Source organism: Methylobacterium sp. UNC378MF (assembly GCF_900103195.1).
Taxonomy (GTDB): domain Bacteria; phylum Pseudomonadota; class Alphaproteobacteria; order Rhizobiales; family Beijerinckiaceae; genus Methylobacterium.
This window is the reverse complement of sequence record NZ_FMWU01000007.1, coordinates 162,785-183,278: the sequence shown is the minus strand read 5'-3', so window position 1 is coordinate 183,278 and position 20,494 is coordinate 162,785. Positions and strand designations below refer to the sequence as shown.

The window sequence follows — 20,494 nt, the reverse complement described above, 5'->3', positions numbered from 1 at the left end:
CCACATAGCGTCTCTCATCTCAGGTTGCACAACCCGACAACAGCAGAGCGCGATGCGATCACCGGCTCTTGATTGGGAATGACACTTTTTCAACCACCGTTGCGCCCATCTATTCAGAGCGACACAGCGTGAAGTAATACAAAATTTACATCGTATAATTTATCACACGCGGCAGGGAACCGTATTCAAATTCCTGAATGACCCCCTGGGGACTGACTATGCGCTCGATCAATGACGTGCGGATCGTAACGAAGCTGACTGCCGCATTCGGCAGCTTGGCGGCGGTCACGGTCGGGATCAGTGCTATCGGATACAATCATTTATCTTCGATCGAACGCGTCAATCACCTGACCGAGCACTCCTATCAGGTCATCTCCGCCCTCGACGGCCTGACGCAGTCGATGGTCAATCAGGAGACCGGCCTGCGGGGTTACCTGATCGCTGGCGACGCGAAATTCCTTGAGCCGCTCCACAACGGCCAGAAGGCCTTCAAGGCGTCGCTGGAGAGCGCCAAGTCGCTCACCGCCGACAATGCCGCGCAGCAGGCGCGCCTGGAGGGGGTGCGCAGCTCGGCCGAGACGTGGGCGAACGACATCGCCGCGAAGGAGATCGCCCTCGTCGAGGCGGGGAACCTCGACAAGGCCCGGCAAATCGAGGCGAGCGGCGCCGGCAAGGCGTCCATGGACGCCCTGCGCGCGAAGATCGGCGACGCCGAGAAGGCCGAGCGGGACCTCCTCGCCGCCCGGAGCGACGAGCAGGCGCGCTCCTTCGGCGCCGCCTACCTCGCCAGCCTTCTCGGCAGCATCGCCAGCGTCGTCATCGCGGGCCTGCTGGCCTTCCTCGTCTTCGCGATGCTGACCCGCCCCCTCGCCCGCCTCGTCGCGGTGCTCCAGCGCATGGCCCGGGGCGAGATCGAAGCCGAGATCAAGGAGGCCGCGCGCGGCGACGAGATCGGTGCCGTCGGGCGCGCGGTGGACGGGATCAAGGCCATGGTCGCCAAGAAGGCCGCCGAAGAGGCCGAGGTGAAGCGGATCGCCGATTCCGCCGCTGCGGCCGAGCGGCGCCGGACCATGATCGAGCTGGCTGACAGCTTCAATCGTGCCGTGGGCGGGATCGTCGGGATGGTGTCGTCCTCGGCCACCGAGTTGCAGGCGACCGCCCGGACGATGTCGGCGACCGCCTCACAGACATCGGGCCAGTCCAGCACCGTGGCGGCTGCCGCTGAGGAGGCCGCCTCCAATGTGAACACCGTCGCAGCGGCAGCTGAGGAACTGGGCTCCTCCGTTCAGGAGATCGGCCGGCAGGTGGACGGTTCGGCGCATCTGGCGCAGAGGGCCGTGGCCGACGCCGATCAGACCGGCGCCCTCGTCCAGGAGCTGAGCAATTCCGTCTCGCGGATCGGTGACGTCGTCGGCCTGATCTCGAACATCGCCGGTCAGACGAACCTGCTGGCTCTCAACGCCACCATCGAGGCGGCGCGCGCCGGAGCGGCCGGGAAGGGCTTCGCCGTCGTCGCCTCGGAGGTGAAGGCGCTGGCCGAGCAGACCGCGAAGGCGACCCATGAGATTTCGGGCCAGATCGCGCAGATCCAGGCCTCGACCGGCCAGGCGGTCACGTCGATCAGCGGCATCACCGAGCGGATCCGGGAGATCAGTGGCGTCGCCACCTCGATCGCGGCAGCGGTCGAGCAGCAGGGCGCGGCCACCCAGGAGATCGTCCGCAACGTCGCGCAGGCGGCCATCGGCGCCGGCGAGGTGACGAGCAACATCTCCGGCGTCGCCAGCGCCGCTGAGGAGACCGGCGTCGCCGCCGGCCAGGTCCTCGACGCGGCCTCGGAACTGTCGCGGCAATCCGAGCATCTGGCCGCCGAAGTCAGCCGATTCCTCGACACCGTGCGGGCGGCGTGAGCAGGCTCGGCGTGGCACGCTCCGTGCCGCGCCGAGCCGCGGCCGGATTACCGTTCAGCGGCGAACACAAATAATTCCGGACGGCGATAGTTTACGGCGCCTTGACGAATAACCGGCATTTTAGCGCCAACCGAGCCACGACGGTTGGATCAGCATGAAAATCGGCGGAAAACTCCTGAGCTTCGTCGGCGCCTGCAGCCTGACGACGCTCGTCGTGGCCGGGGTGAGCGTCGCGACGCTGCAGAGCTTCGAGCGCTCCCTCACGAGCGTCGAGAGCGCCTCGATCCGGGCCCTCGACGCGGCCAACTTCAACCGCCTCGCCGCCGAGGTGACGATGGACTCGCGCGGCGTCTACGCCTCGGCCGACCGGACGGAGGCCGCCAAGTACACGGCCGGCATCCGCAAGGGTCTGGCCGAAATGGATGCGCTCAAGGCAGACTGGGCGCCGCGGGTGACCGAGGCCGAGCGGCCGCTCTTCGAGACCATGGTGCGCCACGCCGACGCATTCCGCACCCTCCGCAGCGCCCTCGCGGAGGCCGGCGACACGGCCGGCCCCAAGGCGGCCGCCGAACTCGGGTTCAACGACGCCAACCGCGCGAACCGCAAGGCCTTCCAGGCCAGCATCGATACCCTGGTGAAGCAGGGGCGGGCGGAGATGACCGCGATCAAGGCCGACACCGAGGCCCTGTTCCACGCGCGCACGCTGCTTCTGCTTGGTCTGGCAGTTGCCGGAACGCTGATCTGCTGCGCCATCGGCCTGTTCGTCGGACAGCGGCAGATCGCCCAGCCGCTGGGGGCGGTCTCAGATGCGATCCAGCGTCTCTCGCGCGGCGACACCACCCTCCCGGCGGTCAAGCCGAGGCGTGACGAGATCGGTGCGATCTGGACGAGCATGCAGGTCTTCAGCGACACGATGCGGGAATCCGAGATCCTGCGCCGCGAGCACGATCGGCTGCAGGTCGACGCCGCGACGCGCAAGCGCTCCGAGATGGCCGGTCTCGCCGACCGCTTCCAGGGCAGCATCGGCGGCTTGGTCGATCATCTCGCCGGAGCGGCCGCCGGGCTGGAGCGTGCCGCCGCCACCATGGCGGGCAATGCCGATCACGCCGGCACGCAGTCCCAGGCCGTGACCCGCGCCGCCGAGACCACCGCCCACAATGTCGAGGCCGTCGCGGCCGCCACCGAGGAACTCGCGGCGACCGCGAGCGAGATCGGCGTCCAGGTCACGCAGAGTTCGACGGCCGCCGAGAGCGCCGTCGAGGCGGCACGGCGGACCCGGACGAGCGTCCAGGCCCTCGCCCGGAGCGCCGACGGCATCGGTCAGGTCGTCTCGCTGATCTCCACCATCGCCGGCCAGACCAATCTGCTGGCGCTGAACGCCACGATCGAGGCGGCCCGCGCGGGGGAGGCCGGACGCGGCTTCGCGGTCGTGGCCACCGAGGTGAAGGATCTGGCGACGCAGACCGCCAAGGCGACCGAGGAGATCGCCGGGCAGATCGCCGCCATGCGGGCCGCGACGCACGAAGCCGTCGTCGCGATCGAGGAGATCGGCGGCACGATCGAGCAGGTCCACGGGATCGCCCTCGGGGTGGCGGCGGCCGTCGAGGAGCAGCAATTGGCGACGCAGGAGATCGCCCGCAGCGTTTCCGAGGCCGCCAGCGGCACCCGCGCGGTCACCGAGACCATGGCGCTGGTCCTGGATGCGGCCCGCGAGACCGGCGCCAGCGCCGCGGAAGTCCTGAATGCCGCCGCCGACATCGCCCGCCGCTCGAACGGGCTCGGCGGCGAGGTGGCGGGCTTCGTCTCCCAGGTGCGCGCGGCCTGACTGCACCGCGACCGCAGGGCTCCGCAACCGTAGCGACAGTCCTGCGCGGCGTACCCGACCGGCAATCCCGCAATTCCGGGGCGGCGGAGGCGAGCCCGGAGCGACGGGGGCCCGCGTTGCAGGCCGCATCCCGGACGTTGTTGCATTGCAGCGCGTGCGCCCCTACGGTCGGGGCATTCGCAAGGACCCGGTGAAAGCCCGGGTGGCTCTTCCGGCCGCCGATCCGCCGGACCACGCATTCGAGACGCGCCCGACCCGCCGCCGACGCGGGCAAGCCGCTCGTGCGGATTCATCGATGTCAGACAAGTTCACCGGGAACGCCGGATTCCTCCGGTCGTGGACCTCCAACCTGCGCGGCGACACCCTGTCGGGGATCGTCGTCGCCCTCGCGCTGATCCCCGAAGCCATCGGCTTCTCGGTCATCGCCGGTGTCGACCCGAAGGTCGGCCTCTATGCCTCCGTGGTCATCGCCTGCACCATCGCCTTCGCGGGCGGGCGCCCGGCGATGATCTCGGCCGCCACGGCCGCCACCGCGGTGGTGATGGTCGACCTCGTGCGCGAGCACGGCGTCCAATATCTCTTTGCCGCCACGATCCTGATGGGCCTGATCCAGATCCTGGCCGGCCTCCTGCGGCTCGGCCGGCTGATGCGCTTCGTCTCGCAATCGGTGATGACCGGCTTCGTCAATGCGCTGGCGATCCTCATCTTCCTGGCGCAGTGGCCCGAACTCTCCGGCGTCACGCCGGCGACCTACGGGCTGATCGCCCTCGGTCTGGCGATCATCTATGGCTTCCCGCGGATCACCCGCGCGGTGCCCGCGCCGCTGGTCGCCATCGCGGTGCTGACGGCGATCACTGCGATGTTCCACCTCGACGTGCGCACGGTCGCCCATCTCGGTGCCCTGCCGTCCGCGCTGCCGAGCTTCGCCCTGCCGGAGGTGCCCCTCACCCTCGAGACCCTGCGGATCCTCCTGCCCTACGCGGCGACGCTCGCCGCGGTCGGCCTGCTGGAGAGCCTGCTCACCGCACAGATCGTCGACGACCTGACCGACACCGGCAGCGACAAGAACCGCGAATGCATGGGCCAGGGCGTCGCCAACATGGCCTCCGCTGTGTTCGGCGGCATGGGCGGCTGCGCGATGATCGGCCAGTCGGTGATCAATGTCTCTTCGGGCGCCCGCGGCCGTCTCTCGACGCTGGTGGCGGGAGCCTTCCTGCTGGTGCTCCTCGTGGCGCTGCAGGATCTGCTGGCGGTCGTCCCGGTGGCGGCGCTGACGGCCGTGATGATCATGGTCTCGATCAACACCTTCTCCTGGCGGTCCCTGATCCGGCTGCGCACCAACCCGCTGCCCTCCTCGGCGGTGATGCTGGCGACCGTCCTGGTCGTGGTCGCAACGAAGGACCTCGCCATCGGCGTGCTGGTGGGCGTGCTGCTCTCCGGCGTCTTCTTCGCCGGGAAGGTCGCCCGGCTCAACCGGATCACCTCCGCCCTGTCGGCCGACGGCCGCACCCGGACCTACACCATCACCGGGCAGGTCTTCTTCGCCTCCGCCGGCACCTTCTCCGAGGCGATCGACGTGCTGGAGCCGGTCGAGCGCCTCGTGATCGACGTCCACGCGGCGCATTTCTGGGACATCTCGGCCATTGCGGCCCTCGACCGTGTGGTCCTCAAGGCTCGCGCTCGCGGCCGCAACGTCGAGGTGATCGGCCTGAACGAGGCCAGTGCGACCCTGGTGGAGCGGTTCGGCCAGCACGACAAGGGCGATGCCGCGACGGTCCCGGCGACACACTGAGGCGGCTATCGGCCGATGCGCAGCCCCTTGCGCGGGGCCGCGCGCGACCCCATTCCCGGCGCGGGGCCGATTTCGGGCCGGGAACAGGGATGGCTAAGCGGTGACGACGTTCTCTCCCCGCGAGATCGTGTCCGAACTCGATCGCTTCATCGTCGGGCAGCACGACGCCAAGCGCGCCGTGGCGATCGCGCTGCGCAACCGGTGGCGACGCCAGCAGCTGACCGGTCCGCTGCGGGAGGAGGTCGCGCCCAAGAACATCCTGATGATCGGGCCGACCGGCTGCGGCAAGACGGAGATCGCCCGCCGGCTCGCCCGGCTCGCCAATGCGCCGTTCCTCAAGGTCGAGGCCACCAAGTTCACCGAGGTCGGCTATGTCGGCCGCGATGTCGAGCAGATCGTCCGCGACCTCGTCGAGGTCGCGATCGGCCTGACCCGGCAGGTCAAGCGCGAAGGCGTGAAGGCCAAGGCCGAGGCCGCGGCGGAGAACCGGCTCCTCGACGCGCTGGTCGGCCCGACGGCGAGCCAGGCCACCCGCGACAGCTTCCGGCGCAAGCTCCGCAACAGCGAACTCGACGACAAGGAAGTGGAGCTGGAGCTGACCTCCAGCGGGCCTGCGGGCATGCCGATGTTCGAGATTCCCGGCGTACCGGGCGCCTCCATGGGCGCAATCAATATCGGCGACATGCTCGGCAAGGCGCTCGGCGGCCAGCGCGGCAAGCCGCGGCGGATCCTGGTGCGGGACGCCTACGCGCCGCTGATGGCCGAGGAGTCGGACAAGCTCGTGGACGACGAGGCGTTGGTCCGCGAGGCGATCCGCGAGGTCGAGAACAACGGCATCGTCTTCCTCGACGAGATCGACAAGATCTGTGCCCGCGAGGGCCGCTCGTCCGGCGACGTCTCGCGCGAGGGCGTGCAGCGCGACCTGCTGCCGCTGATCGAGGGCACGACCGTCGCCACCAAGCACGGGCCGGTGAAGACCGACCACGTGCTGTTCATCGCCTCCGGCGCCTTCCACGTCTCGAAGCCGGCCGACCTCCTGCCCGAGTTGCAGGGCCGCCTGCCGATTCGCGTGGAGCTGCAGCCGCTCACGGTGGACGACTTCAAGCAGATCCTGACTGCCACGGAGGCCAGCCTGATCAAGCAGACCGTGGCTCTGATGGAGACGGAGGGTGTGACCCTCAGCTTCACGGAGGACGCGGTCGACGCGCTTGCCCGGGTCGCCGTGGAGGTGAATGCCTCGGTGGAGAATATCGGCGCGCGCCGGCTCCAGACGGTCCTGGAGCGGGTGATCGACGAGATCTCCTTCACCGCCACCGACCGGTCCGGCGAGACGGTGCCGATCGACGCCGCCTATGTGCGGGACCGGGTGCAGGATCTGGCGTCGAACGCGGATCTGAGCCGTTTCATCCTGTAGGGCCAGGCACTGGGCGCCCCGTTCCAGGCCGTCCGCCGCGCCATTCGGCATGGGCGCCGCGGGCGAGCCCAGGACGACGAGCCACGCGTGAGGATGGCGTGAGCCATGAGGCCCGGCATGGCACGCGGCGATTGCGGCATCTGCTATGCCCGCGCCGGACCCGGTCCTGAGGAATGTCGTCGCGTGTTACGCAACAGGTTCGGTCTCGGCGACACGGTGCTCTCGGTCGCCGCGCTGGTCACCGGCATGCTCTCCCTCCAGTGCGGGGCGACCTTCGCCAAGAGCCTGTTCCCGGCGGTCGGCGCCGCCGGGACATCGGCCCTGCGGGTCGGCTTCTCGGCGCTGATCCTGATCGCCGTCTGGCGGCCGTGGCGACGCAGCCTCCCGGCGCGCGAGGCCGGCTGGATCGCCCTCTACGGGACGGCCCTCGGGCTGATGAACCTCCTGTTCTATCTCGCCCTGGCACGCCTGCCCCTCGGACCGGCGGTGGCGATCGAGTTCGTCGGGCCGCTGGCCGTCGCGCTGATCGCGTCGCGCCGCCGCTCGGATTTCCTGTGGATCGGCGTGGCGGTCGCCGGGCTCGCATTGCTGTTGCCCATCGCCAGCCGGGACGGGCTCGATCCCGTCGGCATCCTGCTCGATCTCGGCGCGGCTTTGTGCTGGGCGCTCTACATCCTGTTCGGGCAGAGGGCCGGACGCGTCGATGGCGGCCAGGCCGTCTCCCTCGGCATGTTCACGGCGGCCATCGTCGTGGCCCCGTTCGGCCTGGCGGAGGCCGGATCGGCCCTGCTCACGCCCGGGATCCTGGCGGCAGGCTTCGCGGTGGCGCTGATGTCGAGCGCCCTGCCCTATTCGCTGGAAATGGTCGCCCTGCGCCGTCTCGACCGGAAGAGCTTCGGCGTCCTGATGAGCCTGGAGCCGGCCGTGGCGGCCTGCGCGGGCCTCGTCCTGCTGGGGGAGCGAATCAGTGCCGTGCAATGGCTCGCGATCGCGCTGGTGATCGCGGCGTCCGTCGGCATCACCGTGAGCGCGCGGCGGATGGCACCCGCGGCGGCCGCTCTGGAAGCCTGATGACGGAAAGCTACTTACCTGCCAGGACGCGCGACGCGACGTTGATGTATTTGCGGCCGGCTTCCTGGGCGTGAAGCACGGCGTCGCCGAGCTTCTCCTCGTCGCGGACGCTGGCCAATTTGATCAGCATCGGCAGGTTGATCCCCGCCACGACCTCCACCGAACCGCCGTTCATGCAGGAGAGCGCGAGGTTCGACGGCGTGCCACCGAACATGTCGGTCAGTACGACCACTCCGTCTCCGGTATTTACGCGACAGACTGCGGACATGATGTCCCGGCGTCGCAGCTCCATATCGTCCTCCGGCCCGATCGTGATCGTTTCGATCTGATCCTGCGGGCCGACCACGTGCTCCAGAGCGGCCTTGAACTCGGTCGCCAGGAGTCCGTGGGTGACGAGCACCATGCCAATCATCGACACGTGTTCCAACGTCCTGTGTGTGCCGCCATGTTGTGCATCGCACAGCCTCCCACAAGGCGAACGCGACCTTTTTGCCTGGACATTCCAGAGATCATGCCACGGGCGCTGCGTGCGCGCCATGGGGGTATACCAGTCTCGGGCGAATCGGAGCGCCTGTGCGGCTGCGAAGTCACGGCAGGTGCTTTCGCAGCGCCGCACGGATGAGGAGCGGCGCGAGGCCGGCCGCCCGCACCCCGCGGTCGAGCACGAGGCGCGGGATGGCGATCCCGGAGATGTCCGCATCGTCGGGCGGTTCGGGCAGGCGCAGCGCCGTCTCCACAAGATCGACGGCGAGATGCAGCACCGCCTCCGCATCCACCGTGAGGCCGAGATCGGCCGCAGACAGGATCCCCTGGCCGCGGATCTCCACGCGTCCGGCGAGTGTCGGATGTGGGCAGGCTGTGATTCGCCCGTCGCGCGGCGCGCAGACGACCCGGTCATCGGCGACGAAAGCCCCGTCCGGCGCGGCGGCGAGCAGGAGCGCGAGGCTGGATTTGCCCGCGCCCGAGGGACCGCGAATCAGGATTCCGGCCCCGTACAGCGCGATACAGGCGCCGTGAACGGTGACCATCAGGCGTGGAGCTGCCGTGGGGCCGCCGGCAGGCGGACGATGAAGCGGGCTCCGCGCACCGTCGGCTCCCCATCCTCATCGGGCGCGCCGGGCCGATTCTCGGCGCGAATGGTGCCGCGATGGGCCTGGACGATCTGGCGGGAGATCGACAGGCCAAGTCCCGAATTCTGCCCGAAGCCCTGCTCGGGCCGATCGGTGTAGAAGCGCTCGAAAATCCGCTCCAGGGCGTGTTCGGGGATGCCCGGGCCCTCGTCCTCGCAGATCATCTCCACCTCGCCGCGGACCCGGCGCAGGACGACGCGGACCTTCGCCTCGGTTGGGGAGAACGACCTCGCATTGTCGAGCAGGTTGTTCACGACCTGCCCGAGCCGGCTGTCGTGGCCGATGATCGTGAACGGCGAATCCGGATCCGCGCCGGCGGCCTCGACGTCGAGCTGGATCAGGCAATCCTTCGGGCGTCGCCGCTCGTTGGCCACCGACACGACGGTGGTGAGCAGCCGCCGGAGATCGACGCGCCGGGCCTCCGCGCGCGCGAGTTCCGCGTCGAGGCGCGAGGCGTCGGCGATGTCGCTGATCAGCCGGTCGAGGCGCTTCACGTCGTGCTGGATGATCGCCATCAGCCGGCCGCGGGATTCGTCGGTCTTGGCGAGCGGCAGCGTCTCCACGGCGCTGCGCAGCGAGGTCAGCGGGTTCTTCAGCTCGTGGCTGACATCCGCCGCGAAGCTCTCGATGGCGTCGATCCGCCGGTAGAGCGCCTGGGTCATGTCGCGGAGCGCCCCCGACAGGTGGCCGATCTCGTCGGTGCGCTCGGTGAAGTCCGGAATCTCCTCGCGGGTCTTGATGCCCATGCGGACCTTCTCGGCGGCTTCCGCGAGGCGGCGCACAGGGCCTGCGATGGCGCCGGCGAGCAGGAACGACAGCACCACCATCACGGCCGAAGCCACCAGGAACACCTGCAGCAGGCCGAACCGCTCCGAGGCGATGACGCGGTCGATCGCGTCGCCCTGGGTCGAGATCAGCAGGGCGCCGCGGACCGAGCCGGCCCGGTGGATCGGCACCGCCACCGAGACGGTGGTCTCGCCGAGCTTGTTCCGGCGTACGAGGCTGCCGCGGTTGCCGCCGAGTGCCGCCTGGACCTCCCGCAGCGAATGGCCGTTCACCGGCCCCGTCTCCTCGCTCGTCTCGGTGCGGCTGCGGAACAATGCGCCGAGCTTGGCCTGGATCGCCTCGAAGGCGGATTCGAGCATGCCGGGCTTGTGGGCCTTCGGCTCCAGCGGATCGGGCCGGCTCGCATCGCCGCGTTTGAACAGGGTACGGGTGTCGAACAGGAGGCCGCCCTCCTGGTCGTAGACCCGGGCGCGGTTGCCTGTCGGCGTCACGAGACGCGACAGGAGCGGCGCCACTTTCTCGGGGTTGAGCGAGAAGGCGAGCGGCTGCGATTCCTCTTCCGCTGCCTCGCCGGCCTGCTGCTGGAGCAGCTTGTCAGGGTCGATGCGGATCGTGTCGGTATCCACCGAGGCCGAGGCGGCGATCGCCCCCGCGATGATCTCGCCCTGGATGGCGAGACTCTGGATCCGGGCCTGAATCAGCCCCTGGCGAAATTGGTTCAGATAGAGGAACCCGACGAGCAGCGCGATCAGCCCGACGAGGTTGAGGACGACGATGCGGCGCGTCAGACTCGACGAGGCGCGCTGGCCCACCGCCTCCCAGAGGGTGCGGGGCCAGCCGAGCGGTCGGGATAGAAACTGGGCGAGCGAGGTGCTTGGTCGGGCATCCTCGGTCTGTGCTTCGGTGCGGATGCTCACGCGGCGGATCCCGAAGATCACGCCTCCTTGAACCGGTAACCGACGCCGTAGAGCGTCTCGATCATGTCGAAGCTCTGGTCGGTGACCTTGAACTTCTTCCGCAGCCGCTTGATGTGGCTGTCGATCGTCCGGTCATCGACGTAGACTTGGTCGTCGTAGGCGGCGTCCATCAGGGCATTCCGACTCTTCACGACGCCGGGACGCTGGGCGAGCGCCTGAAGGATCAGGAACTCCGTGACCGTCAGGGTTACCGGCTCGCCCTTCCACGTGCAGGTGTGGCGCTCGGGATCCATCATCAGCGCGCCGCGCTCCAGGGAGCGGGCGGCCACCTCGGCCTCGCCGCGGGGCGTGCTGCCGGGGGCCTCCTTGGCGAAGCGCCGGAGCACCGCCTTCACCCGCTCCACCAGCAGGCGCTGAGAGAACGGCTTATGGATGAAGTCGTCCGCGCCCATCTTGAGACCGAACAGCTCGTCGATCTCCTCGTCCTTCGAGGTCAGAAAGATCACGGGAAGGTCGGATTTCTGCCGCAGGCGTCGGAGAAGCTCCATCCCGTCCATGCGCGGCATCTTGATGTCGAAGATCGCCAGATCGGGCGGCGAATGGCGCAGACCGTCCAGGGCCGAGGCGCCATCCGTGTAGGTCTGGATGCGGTAGCCTTCGGTCTCCAGCGCGATCGACACAGAGGTGAGGATGTTCCGGTCGTCGTCGACGAGGGCGATAGTCGGCATGCGCGGTCCCTGACTAAACGGGCTCAGGCGCGGTCCCGGCTCTTCGCACAGGCCGCGCCACATCCCGGCCCCCGAGGGGCAGACAAAAACGCGAACCGGGCGGTTTCGGCGCAGCCCGGCACGCGCAAAGGGACAGGTGCTTTAGTACGACCGATCGGAAAAAGCGAGCGGCCGTCATAGCTTGGCCGTAACACTCTGGGCGCGTCGGCCCATCTGACGCGGCTTGGACGCCTCGCGCGCGCTGCGCCGCGCCGCTAACGTGGCGGCGGAATGCGGCGGCACTTCGAACCGAAAAGGATTCGCGCATGAGCGAGACGGGGGGCGGGACAGGGGGCGAGACTCAGGGCGCGACCATCGAGACCGGACCGGGTCCGGGCGGCCCGGCCCGGCCACTGCCGGCGGAGGCGGCGCCGTTCGACGCCATCGGGCTGGCGCGCACCCTGCTGCGCACCATCCGCTCCGGCGCGCTCGCGACCCTCGATCCGGACGGCACCCCCTTCGCCTCCCTCGTGACCATGGCGACCGACGCGGACGGCACCCCGCTGATGCTGCTGTCCCGGCTGTCGGCCCATACCCGCAACCTGCTGGCCGATCCGCGCTGCTCGCTGCTGTTTTCGCAAGGGGGCAAGGGTGACCCGCTCGCCCATCCCCGGCTGACGGTGGTCGGCCGCGCCGTGCAGAGTGCCGAGCCGCGAATCCGGGAACGCTTCCTGGCCCGCCACCCGAAGGCCAAGCTCTATGCGGATTTCCCGGATTTCGGCTTCTTCGCCCTCGAACCGGGTGCCGGCCATCTCAACGGCGGCTTCGCCAAGGCCGCGACGCTGACCCGCGACCAGCTGCTCCTCGATCTCGCGGACGCGCAGGCGATCGTGGCCGGCGAGCGCGGCGCTGTGGAGCACATGAACGCCGATCACGCCGACGCCTTGGCGCTCTATGCCGTCGGCGCCGGCGGCGAGGCCGATCTGCCCTGGCGGCTCACCAGCCTGGACCCGGAGGGTCTGGATCTGATTGCGGGCGAGCGCACGATCCGGGTCGTCCATCCGGAACGCGTCACCGACATGGGTGCGCTGCGCAAAAGTCTCGTTGCCATGGCCGCGCAAGCGCGCGCGACCGGTGCGCGCACATGAAGGCGCAAGGACTTCACGATCAGGCATGGCGAAAGGTCGCTGGGTGCCCCATATCGGGCGCATGAGCGACACCCAGACAGATACCTACCCCTTCAGCCTCGATGTGGAACCGGTCGGCGAGAGCGGCTCGCTTTTTCAGTGGAGCATCCGCAAGCACGGCAAGCTGCATCAGCGCTCTGACCGGAAGCATCCGACCGAGGCCAAGGCGCGCTCCCACGGCGAAGCCGAGATCGAGCGCCTGATCCGCGACCGCGGCCGCTGAGCGGACCGGACGGATCCCAGCGACAGACTTGTCCCTGAACCGGGGGCCGGCATGATCCGGCCCCCGTCGTTTTGCCTGTCAGAGTGACCGATCCCCTGTCTGGCGTCCTCCCGGGGACGCGCAGCCGGACCCGGAATGGCGGCGCAGGACCTTCGATCCATCTGCGGCTGGCCTCGGGCGCTTAGGCCGCGCTTGGCGCCTTCCCGCAGCGCTGCTATCTCGCGCGGGAGCCGATCCATCCGAACACGCCCCGACGTCAGACGGTGCGCGCCGGCGCGCGCCCGAACGGAATGCCGATGACAGCCCCGATCGAATCCATCCGCAACTTCTCGATCGTCGCGCATATCGACCACGGCAAATCGACCTTGGCCGACCGGCTGATCCAGGCCACCGGCACGGTCGCGCTCCGCGACATGAGCGAGCAGATGCTCGACTCGATGGATATCGAGAAGGAGCGTGGCATCACCATCAAGGCGCAGACCGTGCGCCTGGAATACAAGGCGCAGGACGGCAAGGACTACGTCCTGAACCTGATGGACACGCCCGGCCACGTCGACTTCGCCTACGAGGTTTCCCGCTCGCTCGCCGCCTGTGAGGGCTCGCTGCTGGTGGTCGACGCCTCGCAGGGCGTCGAGGCGCAGACGCTCGCCAACGTCTACCAGGCGCTCGACGCCAACCACGAGATCGTGCCCGTCCTCAACAAGGTGGATCTGCCGGCCGCCGAGCCGGACCGGGTGAAGGAGCAGATCGAGGAGGTGATCGGCCTTGACGCCTCCGAAGCCGTGCCGATCTCGGCCAAGACCGGGCTCAACATCGAGGCGGTGCTGGAGGCGATCGTCACCCGCCTGCCGGCGCCGAAGGGCAATCGCGACGCGCCCCTGAAGGCGCTCCTCGTGGACAGCTGGTACGACGCTTATCTCGGCGTCGTGGTGCTGGTGCGGATCATCGACGGCACCCTCAAGAAGGGCATGACCATCCGGATGATGGGTGCCGACGCCGTCTACGGCGTCGACCGGATCGGTGTGTTCCGGCCGAAGATGGCCGATATCGACGCGCTAGGCCCGGGCGAAGTCGGCTTCTTCACCGGCTCGATCAAGGAGGTGGCCGACACCCGCGTCGGCGACACGATCACCGAGGACAAGCGCCAGACCACCGAGATGCTGCCGGGCTTCAAGGAGGTCCAGGCGGTGGTGTTCTGCGGCCTGTTCCCGGTGGACGCGGCCGAGTTCGAGAACCTGCGCTCGGCCATGGGCCGGCTCCGGCTTAATGACGCCTCGTTCTCGTACGAGATGGAGAGCTCGGCCGCGCTCGGCTTCGGCTTCCGCTGCGGCTTCCTCGGGCTGTTGCACCTGGAGATCATTCAGGAGCGGCTGGAGCGCGAGTTCAACCTCGACCTGATCTCGACGGCACCGTCGGTGGTCTACCGCCTCAAGATGCGCGACGGCGAGGTCAAGGAATTGCACAACCCGGCCGACATGCCGGACATCATGAAGATCGAGTCGATCGAGGAGCCCTGGATCCGCGCCACGATCCTGACGCCCGACGAGTATCTCGGCGGCGTGCTGAAGCTCTGCCAGGATCGGCGTGGCGTCCAGATCGACCTCAACTACGTCGGCAAGCGCGCCATGGTGGTCTACGATCTGCCGCTGAACGAGGTGGTGTTCGACTTCTACGACCGGTTGAAGTCGATCTCGAAGGGCTACGCCTCCTTCGACTATCACGTGTCTGATTACCGCGAGGGCGATCTCGTGAAGATGTCGATCCTGGTCAATGCCGAGCCGGTCGACGCGCTGTCGATGCTGGTCCACCGCACCCGCGCCGAGTCGCGCGGCCGGGCCATGTGCGAGAAGCTGAAGGACCTGATCCCCCGCCACCTGTTCCAGATCCCCGTCCAGGCGGCGATCGGCGGCAAGATCATCGCCCGCGAGACGATCAAGGCGCTGTCCAAGGACGTCACCGCCAAGTGCTACGGCGGCGACATCTCGCGCAAGCGCAAGCTCTTGGACAAGCAGAAGGAAGGCAAGAAGAAGATGCGCCAGTTCGGGCGCGTCGAGATCCCGCAGGAAGCGTTCATCGCCGCCTTGAAGATGGACGATTGATCCACTCCGCACTGCCCCCTCCCCTGGCCGGAGGAGGGAGAGTCTTGCTGTTGTCAGTTCGGCGGCAGCACGTCGATCTGGATGCCTGCATAGTAAGCCGCCAGATTCGCGATATCGGCGTCCGACAGCTCCTTCGCGACCACGTTCATGATCTCGTTCTGCCTCTTGCCGTCGCGGTACTCGGTGAGAGCCTTCACGAGGTAGGGCTCGACCTGGCCGGCGAGGTTCGGCGCCTCCGGCAGCTTCGAGAGCCCGTCCATGCCGTGGCAGGTCTGGCAGGCGGTCGCGCGCTTCTTGCCCGCGACCGCGTCGCCGGCCTGGGCCGTGAGCGGGACGAGGGTGGCGGCGAGGAGGAGCAGCGGGCGGATCATCGGGCGGGCTCGGATTGCGCAACGGTACTCTCCTCCCCCTTGCGGGGAGGAGTTGGAGGTGGGGGTGGTGCAGGAGGCACCGCAGCGCCTCATCCCGAACCACCCCCACCCCCGGTCCCTCCCCGCAAGGGGGAGGGAAGAACCCCCTACTTCTCGTAGGAGATCCGGTAGATCGCCCCGGCGGAATCGTCGGAGACCAGCAGCGAGCCGTCGAGCATCACCGCCACGTCCACCGGGCGGCCGAGATACTCGCCGTCGCCCGTGAGCCAGCCCTCCGCGAACGGCTTGACCGACTCGATCTTTCCGTCGGCCCCGAGCTTGGCGAACATCACCCGGGCGCCCACCGGCTCGGTGCGGTTCCACGAGCCGTGCTCGGCGATGAAGATCCCGCCCTTGTAGGCGGCCGGGAACTGCTTGCCGTTGTAGAAGGTCATGCCGAGATCGGCCGCGTGCGGCGGCAGCTCGGCCTGCGGGGCGACTGCGTCGGCCGGCGGGGTCTGGTCCTTGTACTCGACCGTCCGGACAGAGCCGCCGCCGAACCACGGGAAGCCGAAATTCTCACCCGCCTTGGTGGCGCGGTTCAGCTCGCCCGGCGGCTTGTCGTCGCCCATGCCGTCGACCTGATTGTCGGTGAACCACAGCGACTTGTCGGTGTTGAAGTCCATCCCGACGGAGTTGCGGATGCCGGTCGCGTAGACTTCGCGATTCTTGCCGTCGGCGTCGATGCGGATGATGCCGCCGATGCCGGTCTTCTTGTAGAGGTCCATCTTCTCGGCAGGCGGCACGTTGTAGGGCTGGCCCAACGCGATGTAGGTCTTGCCGTCCGGCCCGACCCGGCAGACCCGGGCGGTGTGGTTGAAGCTCTCCTCGGAGGCCGGGATCAGCGCGCCCTGCTTGACCAGCACGCCGGCGGCGACGTCGGGGTTCTCGTAGAAGAACTCGGCGGCCGGGAAGGCCAGGACGCGGTTCTGCTCGACCACGGTGAGCACGCCGTCCTTCGAGAAGCAGACGCCGTTCGGGATCTTGAACGTGATGCCCGGAGCGAAGGGGCGCACCTCGTCGGCGACCCGGTCCTTGTCGCGGTCGGTGACCGTGTAGATCTTGCTCTTGCGCGTGCCGACGAACAGCACCCCGGCGTTGGGGCCGACCGCGATGGCGCGGGCGTCCGGCACCACGGCGTACAGGTCGATCTTGAAGCCGTCCGGCAGCTTGATCTTCGACAGGTTCTTGCGGATCGCGTCGGCGCGGCGGCCGGTCTGCGGGATCTCCGCGGCGGCCTGGGTGTCCGTGCTGTGGAAGCCCTCGAGCTTCTCGAGGTCGTCGGTCTTGGCCTTGGTCTCGGCAGGGGCCGCACCCTGCGCCAGGGCGGGGAACACCGCCGCCGGCATGGCCACGCCCGCGATGAGCGCGGCGACAAGCAGAGATCGCATCGAAATAATCCTCCCGGCGGCCCTTGGACCAGGGCGTCACCGGGAGGGAACGATAGAGGCGCGGGAGAGACCGGCAAGCGGCGCCGGTGACGCGGCCGGGGCGCTGTCGCGCCTCAGGCGACCTTGCGCGGCACGAGGCGCTCGCTGCCCAGGGCGGTGTCGGCGCCCGACACGCCCGCCTCGGTGTACTCGGCATCCTCGTTGACCCGCCAGACATCGTGCCGGCGCCGGCCGCAGAGGATGTTCTCCACGGTCAGCATCGCGGTCATCATCGCGTGGTCCTGGTTGTTGTACTTGTGCATGCCGTTGCGACCGACGAGGTGCAGGCTCGGGAAATCCCGCTCCAGCTCCCGCCGCACGGTGACGACGTGGCCGGCATATTCCTCATCGTAGACCGGATAGGCCTTGGGCTGGCGGACCACGCAGGCATCGACCACGTCGGCCGGGTCGATCAGCCCGATCTGCCCGATCTCGCGCTTGGCGAGGTCGATCAGCTCGGCGTCGTCGGCGTTCCAGAGGCCGTCGCCCTCGAAGCAGAAATATTCGAGGCCCAGGCAGGTGTGGTCCGCGTCCGGCAGCATCTCGGGCGACCACGAGCGGAAGTTCTGCACGCGGCCGACCTTCACGGAGGGGTCGTGGATGTAGATCCAGTTGTCCGGAAAGTTCTTGTCCGATTTGGCGATGAGCGCCACGGTCAGGAAGTCGCGGTACTTCAGCGCCCGGGCGTTGAAGGTGCTGAGCGGCCGCGGCCGGATCGCATCGACCAGTTCGCGCACCGGCGCCGAGGAGACGACGTTGCGGGCCGTGAAGGTCTCACGGCTGCCATCCGCGCGGCGGGCGGCCACCGTCCAGATACCGGTCCCGGCATCGTAGCTGAGGGAATCGACGCTGCGGTCGAGCTTCAATTGCCCGCCCTGGGCCTGGACCTTGGCGGCGGCTGCCTCCCACATCATGCCGGGACCGCGCCTGGGATAGCGGAACGACTCGATCAGCGTCTTGATCACCGGACCACCCGCCGGGGACCGCTTGCGCAGGCCCAGCGACCGCTTGACTCCGTCTCGGATCGCCGCGCCCAGGTCGAGCCCCTTGATGCGCTGGGCCGCCCAATCGGCCGAGATCGCGTCGCACGACATGCCCCACACCTTCTCGGTGTAGGTCTTGAAGAAGATCGAGAACAGGCGCTCGCCGAACTGGTTGCGGACCCAGGCGTGGAAGGTCTTCGGCTCCTCGACCGGCCGCAGGCGGGCATAGAGGTAGGATGCGACGCAGGCTGCGCTGGTGAAGATGCCGAGGTTGCGCAGCGCCTCGAAGGCCTTGAGCGGGTAGGCGTAGTACCGGCCGCGATAGTAGATCCGCGACAGGCGCGGGCGTTCGATGAAGTCGTTGGGCAGGATCTCGTCCCAGAGATCGACTACGGCCTGGGATTTCGAGAAGAACCGGTGGCCGCCGATATCGAACAGGTAGCCGTTATGCGAGACGGTGCGCGAGATGCCGCCGACCTGTGCCGGATCCCTTTCCAGGACGGTGACGGAGCGCCCCTTCTTCGACAGCAGGTAGGCGGCGGTCAGACCCGCGGGCCCCGCGCCGATCACCAGCGTCTCGGTGTGGTGGCTCATCCCATGCTCCGGCGATTGGTGCGGCGCGCGCCGGACAGGGCGCCGACCGGACGGCAGAATGGGGCGTTGTGGTTAAAGAATCGCTGGTGCCGTGACCGGATCCGCGATCTTCGCCATCCGGCGCGAACGGACGCGTTCGGATGCGCCGCCGGTGCCTTGACCGCACGTTAATCCGACCTGCGCGAGCATGGCGTCGAGGGCATCGACCGCCCGCCCCGGGTGATCCAACCATGCCGGCTCCGGCGCTACCGCTCTCCCGAACGCACGGGCGGATCGATACCCGCACGCTGCTGTGGGTGCTCGCCGCCCTGTGCCTCGCGACGCTGAACGCCCCCCACGCTGTGTGGGAGACGATCCGGCACCTGCGTGTCCCCGATACCGACGACGCCATGCGCCTCGTCGAGGTGCGCGACCTGCTGGCCGGACAAGGCTGGTACGACAATGTCCAATACCGGTTCCTGGCGCCCGCAGGCGTGCCCAGCCACTGGTCGCGTCTCGTGGATGCGCCCATCGCGGGGATGATCCTGGCGCTCGCGCCCCTGACCGGCAGCGCCTTCGCCGAGGGCCTGACGGCCGCCTTCTGGCCGCTGCTGCTGTTCGGGCTCTACGCCGCGATCCTGTATCGCGGCGTCCGGGATAGCTTCGGCGGGCGCGCCGCGCTCCTGGCCCTGGTGGCCGCGACCCAGACCTACGGCGTCACGATCCAGTTCCAGCCCGGCCGGGTCGACCATCACAATGTGCAGATCCTCGCGATCCTCGGTCTCGCATTCTGCATGATCGGCGGAGGTCTCCGCCGCGGTGTGTTTGCCGGCGTGCTGGCTGCCGTCTCGCTGGCGGTCGGGCTCGAGGGCCTGCCCTTCGTCGCGCTGGCCGCCCTGTATCTCGCGGGCGCGTGGTGCCTGCGCGGAAGACCCGCACTCCCGCCGTTGGCAGGCTTCGCCCTCGGGCTCGGGACGGTGGCGCCCGCCCTGTTCGCCCTGCAGACGGCACCCGCCCTCTGGGGTGTTCCGCATTGCGATGCGCTCTCGCCACCCTGGCTTTGGCTGACCCTGGGCGGCCTGGTCTTCGCCGCCGGAGCCGCCGCCGCGGGAGACCGGCTCGCGACGATCCGCGCGCGCATCGCGCTCACCGGCGTCGCGGGCGGCGTTCTGCTGGCCGGGTTCGCCGTAGCCGTCCCGGCCTGCCTCGGCGGCCCCTTCCCCGACATGCCGCCGCTCGTGCGGATCCATTGGCTGCTCACGGTCAACGAGATGGCGCCGCTGGCGAAGTTCGTAGCGCGCGGCCAATGGGAGGCTCTGGTTTTCTACCCGGTCGTGATGCTCGCGAGCGTCACAGCCGCGGCGATGGCGTGGCGGGGGCCCGAGCGTCGGGCCTGGTCGGTGGTGGCGCTTTTCCTGTGGCCGGGGCTGATCCTCGGCATCGTCCAGTTCCGCGGCCTCTACATCGTCTCCGGCTTCGTGCCGCTGGTGGCGGGTGTCGTCCTGGATCGGGCTCTGGCGCCCGTCGCCGGCCCGGCGGCCGGTGCCCGACGCTGGCCCGTCGCACTCCTCGGCGCCGGGATGATCAGCAGCCTCTGGATGATCCCGGCGCTCCTGGCCGAGACGCTGGCACCCAATCTGCGCACCGCCCCCGATCCGGCCGAGACCGCCGCCTGCCTCAGCGATGCCGCCATACGCCCGCTCGCTTCTCTGCCGGCGGGCACCGTGCTGGCGCCGATCGTTCTGGGGCCGTCGATCCTGCTGCGAACGCCGCACAGCATCGTTGCCGCGCCGTATCATCGGGCGATTCCCGGCCTCACGGCAGCGGTCGAAGGTCTTGGTGGCACCGAGGCTGATCTCGATCGGGTGCTGACGGATTTCCGCGTCCGCTACCTCGTCGCCTGCCCGGCGCGGCCAGCGGACGACCTTCAGACGGAGACGGCGTTCGCCACGCGCCTCGCCCGCGGCGCCGTCCGGAGCGATCGCTTGGTCCCGCTGGACCTGCCCGGGCCCCTCAAGGCGTGGAGGGTGGTCCCCTGAG

General features: G+C 68.9%; 16 protein-coding genes and 1 other annotated feature. Of the genes, 9 read left to right on the top strand and 7 right to left on the bottom strand.

Features of this window, described 5'->3' with window-relative positions; all coding sequences use genetic code 11:
- Positions 1–218: 218 nt before the first annotated feature.
- From BLT59_RS09665 to BLT59_RS09645, 5 genes are all read left to right on the top strand, one after another.
- Positions 219–1,907: a methyl-accepting chemotaxis protein gene (locus BLT59_RS09665; RefSeq protein ID WP_091778847.1), complete on the top strand. Its 1,689-nt coding sequence runs from the start codon at positions 219–221 to the stop codon at positions 1,905–1,907.
- 154 nt (positions 1,908–2,061) lie between these two features.
- Complete coding sequence (locus tag BLT59_RS09660; protein WP_091778845.1) at positions 2,062–3,732, top strand: methyl-accepting chemotaxis protein; 1,671 nt, start codon at positions 2,062–2,064, stop codon at positions 3,730–3,732.
- Between the two features lie 180 nt (positions 3,733–3,912).
- Positions 3,913–3,968: a sequence feature (sul1 is cis-regulatory element that is thought to sense ions involved in sulfur or methionine metabolism; They are found in Alphaproteobacteria), on the top strand.
- 59 nt (positions 3,969–4,027) lie between these two features.
- Complete coding sequence (locus tag BLT59_RS09655; RefSeq protein WP_091778843.1) at positions 4,028–5,524, top strand: SulP family inorganic anion transporter; 1,497 nt, start codon at positions 4,028–4,030, stop codon at positions 5,522–5,524.
- A gap of 100 nt (positions 5,525–5,624) precedes the next feature.
- Positions 5,625–6,938, top strand: coding sequence for an ATP-dependent protease ATPase subunit HslU (gene hslU / locus BLT59_RS09650; RefSeq protein WP_091778841.1), 1,314 nt, complete (start codon positions 5,625–5,627; stop codon positions 6,936–6,938).
- Between the two features lie 183 nt (positions 6,939–7,121).
- Entirely contained in the window at positions 7,122–8,009 is an 888-nt protein-coding gene (locus BLT59_RS09645) for an EamA family transporter (RefSeq protein ID WP_091778839.1), read from the top strand.
- Positions 8,010–8,019: 10 nt separating this feature from the next.
- Here the strand turns inward: BLT59_RS09645 and BLT59_RS09640 are convergent, their stop codons facing one another.
- The 4 genes from BLT59_RS09640 to BLT59_RS09625 form a co-directional block, all read right to left on the bottom strand.
- Positions 8,020–8,421, bottom strand: coding sequence for a PTS sugar transporter subunit IIA (locus tag BLT59_RS09640; protein ID WP_010682249.1), 402 nt, complete (start codon positions 8,419–8,421; stop codon positions 8,020–8,022).
- Between the two features lie 175 nt (positions 8,422–8,596).
- Positions 8,597–9,037, bottom strand: coding sequence for an HPr kinase/phosphorylase (locus BLT59_RS09635; protein WP_091778837.1), 441 nt, complete (start codon positions 9,035–9,037; stop codon positions 8,597–8,599).
- Complete coding sequence (locus BLT59_RS09630; protein ID WP_244513923.1) at positions 9,037–10,836, bottom strand: sensor histidine kinase; 1,800 nt, start codon at positions 10,834–10,836, stop codon at positions 9,037–9,039. Before BLT59_RS09630 ends, BLT59_RS09635 begins: the two co-directional genes overlap by 1 nt.
- 23 nt (positions 10,837–10,859) lie before the next feature.
- Positions 10,860–11,570, bottom strand: coding sequence for a response regulator transcription factor (locus BLT59_RS09625; protein ID WP_020094607.1), 711 nt, complete (start codon positions 11,568–11,570; stop codon positions 10,860–10,862).
- A 305-nt stretch (positions 11,571–11,875) separates the two neighbouring features.
- On the opposite strand from BLT59_RS09625, the gene BLT59_RS09620 reads away from it, so the two are divergent.
- The 3 genes from BLT59_RS09620 (at position 11,876) to lepA (ending at position 15,058) form a co-directional block, all read left to right on the top strand.
- Positions 11,876–12,697, top strand: coding sequence for a HugZ family pyridoxamine 5'-phosphate oxidase (locus tag BLT59_RS09620; protein ID WP_244513915.1), 822 nt, complete (start codon positions 11,876–11,878; stop codon positions 12,695–12,697).
- 61 nt (positions 12,698–12,758) lie between these two features.
- On the top strand, positions 12,759–12,959 hold the full coding sequence (locus BLT59_RS09615; RefSeq protein WP_010682254.1) for a hypothetical protein: 201 nt from the start codon (positions 12,759–12,761) through the stop codon (positions 12,957–12,959).
- Between the two features lie 296 nt (positions 12,960–13,255).
- Positions 13,256–15,058 (top strand): translation elongation factor 4, encoded by a 1,803-nt coding sequence (gene lepA / locus BLT59_RS09610; protein ID WP_091778943.1) that lies wholly within the window; start codon positions 13,256–13,258, stop codon positions 15,056–15,058.
- Positions 15,059–15,111: 53 nt separating this feature from the next.
- Here the strand turns inward: lepA and BLT59_RS09605 are convergent, their stop codons facing one another.
- The 3 genes from BLT59_RS09605 to BLT59_RS09595 all read right to left on the bottom strand — a co-directional run bounded on the left by BLT59_RS09605 (position 15,112) and on the right by BLT59_RS09595 (position 18,475).
- Positions 15,112–15,429: a c-type cytochrome gene (locus tag BLT59_RS09605; protein ID WP_091778835.1), complete on the bottom strand. Its 318-nt coding sequence runs from the start codon at positions 15,427–15,429 to the stop codon at positions 15,112–15,114.
- 146 nt (positions 15,430–15,575) lie between these two features.
- Positions 15,576–16,859 carry a PQQ-dependent sugar dehydrogenase gene (locus BLT59_RS09600; RefSeq protein ID WP_091778833.1) on the bottom strand — a complete coding sequence of 428 codons (1,284 nt, stop codon included), beginning with the start codon at positions 16,857–16,859 and terminating at the stop codon, positions 15,576–15,578.
- A gap of 113 nt (positions 16,860–16,972) precedes the next feature.
- Positions 16,973–18,475 (bottom strand): NAD(P)/FAD-dependent oxidoreductase, encoded by a 1,503-nt coding sequence (locus tag BLT59_RS09595; RefSeq protein WP_091778831.1) that lies wholly within the window; start codon positions 18,473–18,475, stop codon positions 16,973–16,975.
- A 230-nt stretch (positions 18,476–18,705) separates the two neighbouring features.
- Between BLT59_RS09595 and BLT59_RS09590 the strand changes: the two genes are divergently transcribed.
- Complete coding sequence (locus BLT59_RS09590; RefSeq protein WP_091778829.1) at positions 18,706–20,493, top strand: hypothetical protein; 1,788 nt, start codon at positions 18,706–18,708, stop codon at positions 20,491–20,493.
- Position 20,494 lies beyond the last annotated feature (1 nt).